Raw genomic sequence first — 7,551 nt, 5'->3', positions numbered from 1 at the left:
CGAGCAGCTTGAGTTCGCCCGCGTCGTGTACGGCCTGTGCGGTCTCCCGGGCGAAGCCGCCCGCGCCGATGATCACGTGATCAGACCGCCGTCGACCGCAGCGCCCGCGGCAGCTAGCCGACGCCGTTCCCGTCCCGTGGGGGCCGACGAGGCTTGAAGCGTTCCAGGGTCCGGGTCAGCTGCTGCAGCGGTGAGCCCGGCTGTTCGGCGGGCGGTGTCGGTGCCTCGGCGCCCGCCTCGCGGTAGGCGGCCAGCGCCTCGTTGGCGTGCTCGGCGGCCTCCCGGTACAGATCGCGGGACTTCGTCATCGCGTCGAGTGCCTCGGCGTACATGGCGACGAGCTCGCGCTGGCGGACCAGCTCCTCCTCGGCGGTCGTCAGCCGCCACTGCTCGCGCAGCGCGGTCAGCGCCTCCTCGGCACCCTCCGGCAGCGGCCTCGGCAGCCCGGCGAAGCGGGTCACGGCGTCGATGAGTTCCGTGGGCGGGGTGCCGTCCAGGAAGACACTGCGTACGGAGAAGTCGTCGGCGTCGGCGTCCTGGTCGAGGGGCAGCGGGGACAGGACGACGGCTCCGCCGCGCGGGACCTGGACGTCGAACTCCTTCAGCGCCCAGTTGACGGCCCGCAGCTGATGCGGCGCGGCCCGGTGCTCCACCACGCGGTGACGCAGACTCGCCGGCAGATGCTCGGTCAGCGGCCGGCGGCCACGGTCGTCGGGCGTCATGGCCTCGTGGACGACGATGTGCAGCGCCCAGGAGTCACGCACACAGTCCCGCAGCAGGCGCCGCAGCTCCTTGTCGTCCTCGGGCAGCCGGTTGACGTCCCGGAAGCGCAGTCCGGCGACGGTGTCGTGGTCCCAGCCCGTGTCCGGATCCAGCGGCCAGAACATGCCGATGGGGGAGGCCCACGTCGCCTGCCACGGCTGTTCCGCCTCCGCGACCAGGACCCACTCCTCGCCGGCCCCGAGCGTCAGCCGGGCCCGTACGGTCACGTCGCCGTCGACCCGCCAGCGGGCCTCGAATACCTGCTCCTCCTTGAGCTCCAGGAAGTCGTCGACGACCGCGCCGTCCTTGAGCTGCTGGAGGTTGACGCGGAGCACGTCCGCGGCGGCGGATCCGACGTGGCGGCCGCGGGCCGGCCACACGGTGGGGGGAAGGGCTGCGGGGGAGGTCTGCATGAGTCCATCTGTGGGGCGGGGGTCCGTGCGGCTACCAGTATCGTCACCGCCGGTCCGCGGAGGTCGGGCGGGGTCGTTTTCCCGCCACCGTCCCAGTGCGAACCGCGCACTCGGGGTGTGCGCGATCCACTTCGGGTGGCCACGGTTCACCCATGTCGGGGGTGGGATCCGCGCACCACAATGTCTGGGACGAACAGGGTCCGCCCACCATCCGCATTGGGGCGGGCCCTGTTCCCACTGCCGTCGGCCACAGCTACACGGCGGCCTTCACGGCGAGGACCGGGCAGCCGGTTCCGAGCAGGATCTGCTGCGCGGCCGAGCCCGTGATCAGCTTGCCGACCGCGCTGCGCCGCCGCAGCCCGATCACCACCAGGGACACGTCCGCCTGCTCCGCCAGCTCGATGATCTCCTCGGCGGCGTCGCCCCCGCCGAGCACCTGGCGGACGTCGAACTCGACGCCCAGCGCGGCGAGATCCTCCCGGACATGGGCCAGATCCGGCTCCTGCGCGAACCGCGGGTCCACATAGGCGTCCCCGCGCGAGGTGTTCACCACCAGCAGCTTCTCGCCGCGCAGCCGGGCCTCGTCGATCCCTGCCCGTAGCGCGGCCTCACCCTCGGGTGAGGGTACGTATCCGACCAGTACGGTCATGTCTGCTCTTCCTCTCAGGCACTTCGCTCACGCAGGGGACGGACGACGAACCGCCGGACCAGCGGCCAGGCGAGCACCAGGACGATCGTCGTGTAGACGGCGTAGGAGACCGGCCCGCCCACCAGTCCCGACAGTTCGCCGCCGGACAGCTGCAGGGAGCGCCGCCCCTGCAGTTCGGCCCGCGGGCCGAGGATGACGCCGACGATGAGGGGCAGCACCGGCAGTCCGAACCGTCGCATCCCGAAGCCGAGGAGTCCGAGGAGCAACAGCAGGAACAGGTCCAGGGGCTGGGCGTTGACGGCGTAGGCGCCCATCGACGCGAAGAACAGGATCCCGGCGTACAGGTAGGGGCGCGGAATCTGCAGCAGTTTCGCCCAGGCGGGCGCCAGCGGCAGGTTGAGCAGGAGCAGCAGCAGATTGCCGACGAAGAGGCTGGCGATCAGCACCCACACCAGGCTCGCCTCGCGCTCGAACAGCAGCGGCCCTGGCTGGATGCCGTACGACTGGAAGGCGGCGAGCATGACGGCGGCGGTGGCGTTCGTCGGCAGGCCGATGGCCAGCATCGGGACCAGGGTGCCGGCGGCGGAGGCGTTGTTCGCGGCCTCCGGACCGGCCACCCCCTCGATGGCACCCTTGCCGAACTCCTCGGGGTGCTTGGTCAGCCGCTTCTCCGTCGCGTACGACAGGAAGGTCGGGATCTCCGCGCCGCCGGCCGGCAGCGCGCCGAACGGGAAACCGAGCGCCGTGCCCCGCAGCCAGGGCTTCCAGGACCGCTTGAAGTCCTGCTTCCCCATCCACGGTGTGCCGACGGGGATGACCTCGGCGGGCTTGCGCCGCAGATGCGCCGCCACCCACATCGCCTCGCCGACGGCGAAGATGCCGACCGCGACGACGACCACGTCGATGCCGTCCGCGAGTTGGGGGATGCCAAGGGTGAGCCGCTGCTGTCCGGAGACCGCGTCGATGCCGACCAGGCCGATCGTCAGACCCAGCAGCAGCGAGATCAGACCCCGGATCCGGGAGGCGCCCAGCACGGAGGTGACCGCGATGAACGACAGCAGCATCAGGGCGAAGTAGTCCGGCGCGCCCAGACTGACCGCGAAGTCGACCACGAACGGGGTGACCAGAACCAGCAGCAGGGTGCCGATGGTGCCCGCCACGAAGGAACCGATCGCGGCGGTCGCGAGCGCCTGTGCGGCCCGGCCCCCCTTGGCCATCTTGTTGCCCTCGATGGCCGTCACCACCGAGGACGACTCGCCGGGGGTGTTCAGCAGGATCGAGGTGGTCGACCCGCCGTACATCCCGCCGTAGAAGATGCCGGCGAACATGATGAACGCCTGCACCGGCTCCATGCCGTAGGTGACCGGCAGCAGCAGGGCCACGGTCATCGCCGGGCCGATGCCCGGCAGCACGCCCACCGCGGTGCCGATGACGACACCTATGAGTGCCAGGAGCAGGTTCATCGGGGCGACGACGTCCGCGAAGCCCTGCATGAGGTTGTCGAGGTTGTCCATCTACAGGATCCCTTGCAGCACACCGGCCGGGAGGTTCACACCGAGCCCGATCGCGAAGGCGTAGAACGTGGTGAGGGACAGCGTCACCGCGATCAGCAGATTGCGTACGTAGTGCCGGTTGCCGAGGGCGAAGGCCGTCCCCCAGAACAGCAGTGAGCCGCTGATCACCCAGCCGAGCCGCTCGATCAGCACCGCGTTCACCACGAACGCGGCGATCAGCAGCAGCACCGTGCGCCAGTCGCTGCCCTGGGACAGGTCGACGTCCTCCCCGGCCTCCGGCTCACCGTGACCGCCGCGGGCCACGTCGACCGCGTACACCGCCGCGGCCACCAGGAGCAGCACGCCGAGGATGACCGGCACCGCGCGCGGCCCGACGGGGTCGGTGCTGCTGGTGATGTGCGGGATCCCGAGCCCGTCCACGATCACCGCGGCGCCCAGCAGGACGAGGAACGCGCACACGCCGTACTGTGCGCGGTCCCCGCCCCGGGGCGGACGGGCGTCCTCCACGGTGTGCTCGTCCGTCGCCTGGGAGCTCATGCCAGCCCGAGCTCTGCCAGCAGATCGGCGACGGACTTGTCCTGGTCCTTGAGATAGGTGCCGAACTCGTCACCGGTGACGAAGGCGTCGGTCCAGCCGCGCTTGGTCAGCTCGGCCTTCCACTCCTTCGACTCGTGCATCGTGGTCAGAGCGTCGATCCAGGACGCCTTCTGCGCGTCGGTGATCCCCGGAGGGGCCACGAAGCCGCGCCAGTTGGTGAAGACCAGGTCGATCCCGGAACCCTTGAGCGTGGGCGCGTCCTTGACCGCCGCGATCGGCTCCTCGCTGGTGACCGCCAGGACCCGCACCTGCCCGGCCTCGATCTGGTCGAGGAACTCGCCGAAACCGCTGGCACCGAAGGCGATCTTGTTGCCGAGGATCGCGGGCAGGAGCTCGCCGCCGCCGTCGTACGAGACGTAGTTGACGTCCTTCGGCTCGATTCCGACCGCCTTCGCCAGCTGCATGGGCAGCAGGTGGTCAGGACCGCCCGGCGACGAACCGCCGCCCACGGCGACCTTCTTGGGGTTCTTCTTCCAGGCCGTCACGAGGTCGTCGATCGTCTTGTACGGGGAGTCCTTCGACACGACGATCGCGCCGGCCTCCTCGATCAGCTTGGCGAGCGGGGTGGTGTCGGTGAGCGTCGCCTTCGACTTCGAGGTGTACGCGGCACCGACCACACCCAGGCCCATCTGCATGGCCAGCTTGCCGTTGCCCTTCTCGTTCACCAGGCGCTGGAGCCCCACGGTGCCGCCCGCGCCGGGCAGGTTGTACACCTGGACCCCGGACGCCACCTTGGAGTCCTGCATCACCTGGGCGACGGTCCGGGCGGTCACGTCGTACCCGCTGCCCGGGGTGTTGGGCACCATCAGGCGCAGACCGGTGGCGGCCTTGGACCCCCCGCTCCCCGAGTCCTCCTTCTCCGCGGTGGCACCGCAGGCGCTCACGGCGATCATCGACACAGTGGCAAGAGCGCCGAGAAGTGCGGCTCTGCGAGTTCTCATGGCTCATCTCTTTCGCTCGGGCTGGTCCGGCGCCATGATTGTGCGGATTCTCGAACACCCCGTCTGCCTTGTGTGACCATTGAAGGTTGAGTTCATAGTGGTCGTGAGATCGCGCCGCCCCACGCTCGCCGGTGAGCTGCTGGTGCTCCAGCTCGCGATCGTGGTGGTCGTGCTGGTCGCGGTGGCCGCCGTCTCGCTGGCGCAGTCCAAGGCGACGTTCGACCGGGTCGAGGGCCGCCGGGTGACCGCCCTCGCCGAGGAGATGGCCGGCAACCCCCTGCTGCGCACCCAGCTCGTGCTGCCCGCGCCCGGTGAAGTGCTGGCGCCGCTGCTGCAGACCACACGGACCCGGTCGAACGTCACCTCGGTCACCGTCGCCGACGCGGAGGGCGAGATCGTGGCCGCCACCAACCCCACCCTGGTCGGCACCCGGCTCCCCGTCGAAGGGACGAACGTCGCGCGGGCCCGCGGCTGGTCGGGAGAGCTGCCGGTGGCCGGGGTCCGGGAACTGGTCGCCCAGGCGCCGGTGCTCGCCGAGCACGACGACCACGTCGGCGAGCACATCGGCACGGTCATGATCGGACGGGCCTCACCGTCGGTCTGGCAGCGTCTGAGCGGGGCTTCCTCCTATCTGCTCGCCTACCTCGGCATCGCGAGCGTGCTCGGCGTGGCCGGGTCCTGGCTGCTGGCCCGCCGCATCAAACGGCAGACCCTCGGTCTCGAACCCCGCGAGATCGCCGGTCTCGCCGAGCACCGCGAGGCCATGCTGTTCGGGCTCGCCGAGGGCGTGATCGCCCTCGACCCGCGGCTGCGGCTCACGCTGGTCAACGAGGTCGGCCGCGCACTGCTGGACCTGCCCGAGACCTGCGTCGGGATGAGCCTGGCCGACCTGGGGATCGAGGGCAGGCTGTACGACGTCCTGGCCGGGACCGGTGGTGACCGCGGCGCCGAGCAGCGCGACGAGGTGGTCGTGCGCCGGGGCCGGGTGCTGGTGATGAACCGCATGGAGGTCACCAAGGACGGCCGACGCCTCGGCTCGGTGACGACCCTGCGTGACCGCACCGAACTGGCGCGGATGGAGCGCGAGTTGGGGTCCTTCCGCAGCAGCACCGAGTTGTTGCGCGCCCAGGCGCACGAGTTCTCCAACCAGCTGCACACCATCTCCGGTTTGATCCAGATCGGCGAGCACGACGAGGTCGTACGGTATGTCCGCGCCCTGCGCAAGCACCGCGAGTCGCTCGATCTGACCCTCAACAGCCGGGTCCGGGACCGGGCCGTCGCCGCGCTGCTGATGGCCAAGTCCGCGCTGGCGGCGGAGCGCCGGGTGCAGCTGCGGATCTCCGAACGCACGGCCCTGGACCGGCTGGAGCCGATGGACTCCGCGGACGTGGCCACCGTGCTCGGCAATCTCGTCGACAACGCTCTCGACGCGGCGGCGGCCTCGGAACGTGCCGACGGCGCCTGGGTGGAGGTCGAGCTGAGCCAGGACGCCTCCTGTGTGGAGATCGTGGTCCGTGACTCGGGCCCGGGGGTCGCTCCCGAGCTCGCCCAGGAGGTCTTCTCCCACGGCTTCACCACGAAGGCCGCGCAGGGCGGCGTCCGGGGCATCGGCCTGGCCCTCACCCGGCTGGTCTGTACGCGCAGGGGCGGCGAGGTGTCGGTGACCAACACAGAGACGGGCGCGGTGTTCACGGCCCGGATGTCCGTGGGCCGGCCGGCCGAGCGGGAGACGGAGGAGGTCCGGTGATCGATGTACTCGTGGTCGAGGACGACTTCATGGTGGCGCGCATCCACCGCGGATTCGTGGACAGCGTCGAGGGCTTCCGTGTCGTCGGCACGGCGAACTGCGGGGAACAGGCCCTCACCGCCGTCGCCGAGCTGGAGCCCGACCTTGTCCTGCTCGACCTCTATCTGCCCGACATGTTCGGCCTGGACGTCGTGCCCCGGCTGCGGACCTCCGGTCACGACTGCGACGTGATGGTGATCAGTGCCGCCCGCGAGGCGGAGGCGGTGCGCCGTGCCGTACGCCAGGGCGTCGTGGACTACCTGCTGAAACCGTTCGACGCCGAGGAACTCAAGGACCGGCTGGAACGCTACAGCGCCCGGCGCGGCGACCTGTGCGTCGGGACGGTGAGCGGACAGGCCGAGGTGGACCGGGCGTTGGGCCGGGTCGCCGCGCCGACGGTGGCGCCCACGCTGCCGAAGGGGATGAGCGTGGAGACCTCGGAGCTGGTCGAGCGTGCGCTGCGCGCGGTCGACGGGACCCTGTCCGCCGCGGAGTGCGCGGAGCGGGTCGGCATCTCCCGGGTCAGCGCACGCCGCTATCTCGAACACCTCGCGGTCACGGGCCGCGCGGTGGTGTCCCTGCGCTATGGCCACGCGGGGCGCCCCGAACGCCGGTATCACTGGCACGGTAGGTGAGTGAACGGGTGGGCGGGTGGCGGTGGTTGGTGACGCCGGGTGGTGCCGGGGGTCGGTGACGCCGGTCGGGTGCCGACCGGTGGTGACGGCGGGTGGGGGCTGGCCGGTGTGAGGCCGGGTCGGTGCCGGGGCCGGTGACGCCGGTCGGGTGCCGATCGGTGGTGACGGCGGTCGGGTGCCGATCGGTGGTGACGGCGGTCGGGTGCCGATCGGTGGTGACGGCGGGTGGGTGCCGATCGGTGGTGACGGCGGGT

General features: G+C 70.9%; 7 protein-coding genes. 2 read left to right on the top strand and 5 right to left on the bottom strand.

The genetic code is table 11. The annotated features are described in order from the left end of the window. Positions 1 to 113: 113 nt before the first annotated feature. The 5 genes from ACWD3I_RS32390 to ACWD3I_RS32370 all read right to left on the bottom strand — a co-directional run bounded on the left by ACWD3I_RS32390 (position 114) and on the right by ACWD3I_RS32370 (position 4,876). Positions 114 to 1,175, bottom strand: coding sequence for a hypothetical protein (locus tag ACWD3I_RS32390; RefSeq protein WP_365404863.1), 1,062 nt, complete (start codon positions 1,173 to 1,175; stop codon positions 114 to 116). Between the two features lie 253 nt (positions 1,176 to 1,428). Continuing rightward, positions 1,429 to 1,824 (bottom strand): universal stress protein, encoded by a 396-nt coding sequence (locus tag ACWD3I_RS32385; protein ID WP_266884333.1) that lies wholly within the window; start codon positions 1,822 to 1,824, stop codon positions 1,429 to 1,431. 14 nt (positions 1,825 to 1,838) lie between these two features. Next, the gene (locus tag ACWD3I_RS32380) at positions 1,839 to 3,338 is read right to left on the bottom strand and encodes a tripartite tricarboxylate transporter permease (protein WP_365404866.1); all 1,500 of its coding nucleotides are present in this window, start codon (positions 3,336 to 3,338) and stop codon (positions 1,839 to 1,841) included. After that, on the bottom strand, positions 3,339 to 3,875 hold the full coding sequence (locus tag ACWD3I_RS32375) for a tripartite tricarboxylate transporter TctB family protein (protein ID WP_365404869.1): 537 nt from the start codon (positions 3,873 to 3,875) through the stop codon (positions 3,339 to 3,341). Next, positions 3,872 to 4,876 carry a Bug family tripartite tricarboxylate transporter substrate binding protein gene (locus ACWD3I_RS32370; RefSeq protein WP_365404872.1) on the bottom strand — a complete coding sequence of 335 codons (1,005 nt, stop codon included), beginning with the start codon at positions 4,874 to 4,876 and terminating at the stop codon, positions 3,872 to 3,874. The genes ACWD3I_RS32375 and ACWD3I_RS32370 overlap by 4 nt, the downstream gene beginning before the upstream one ends. Before the next feature lie 97 nt (positions 4,877 to 4,973). Here ACWD3I_RS32370 and ACWD3I_RS32365 point away from each other — a divergent pair, with 97 nt between their 5' ends. After that, the gene (locus tag ACWD3I_RS32365) at positions 4,974 to 6,623 is read left to right on the top strand and encodes a sensor histidine kinase (protein ID WP_365404875.1); all 1,650 of its coding nucleotides are present in this window, start codon (positions 4,974 to 4,976) and stop codon (positions 6,621 to 6,623) included. Next, positions 6,620 to 7,297: a response regulator gene (locus ACWD3I_RS32360; protein ID WP_365404877.1), complete on the top strand. Its 678-nt coding sequence runs from the start codon at positions 6,620 to 6,622 to the stop codon at positions 7,295 to 7,297. The genes ACWD3I_RS32365 and ACWD3I_RS32360 overlap by 4 nt, the downstream gene beginning before the upstream one ends. The last annotated feature ends 254 nt before the right edge of the window (positions 7,298 to 7,551 follow it).

The organism is Streptomyces sp. NPDC002817, assembly GCF_053592055.1.
Note: the sequence above shows the minus strand (reverse complement) of the source record. Positions and strands in the feature narration are given on the sequence as shown.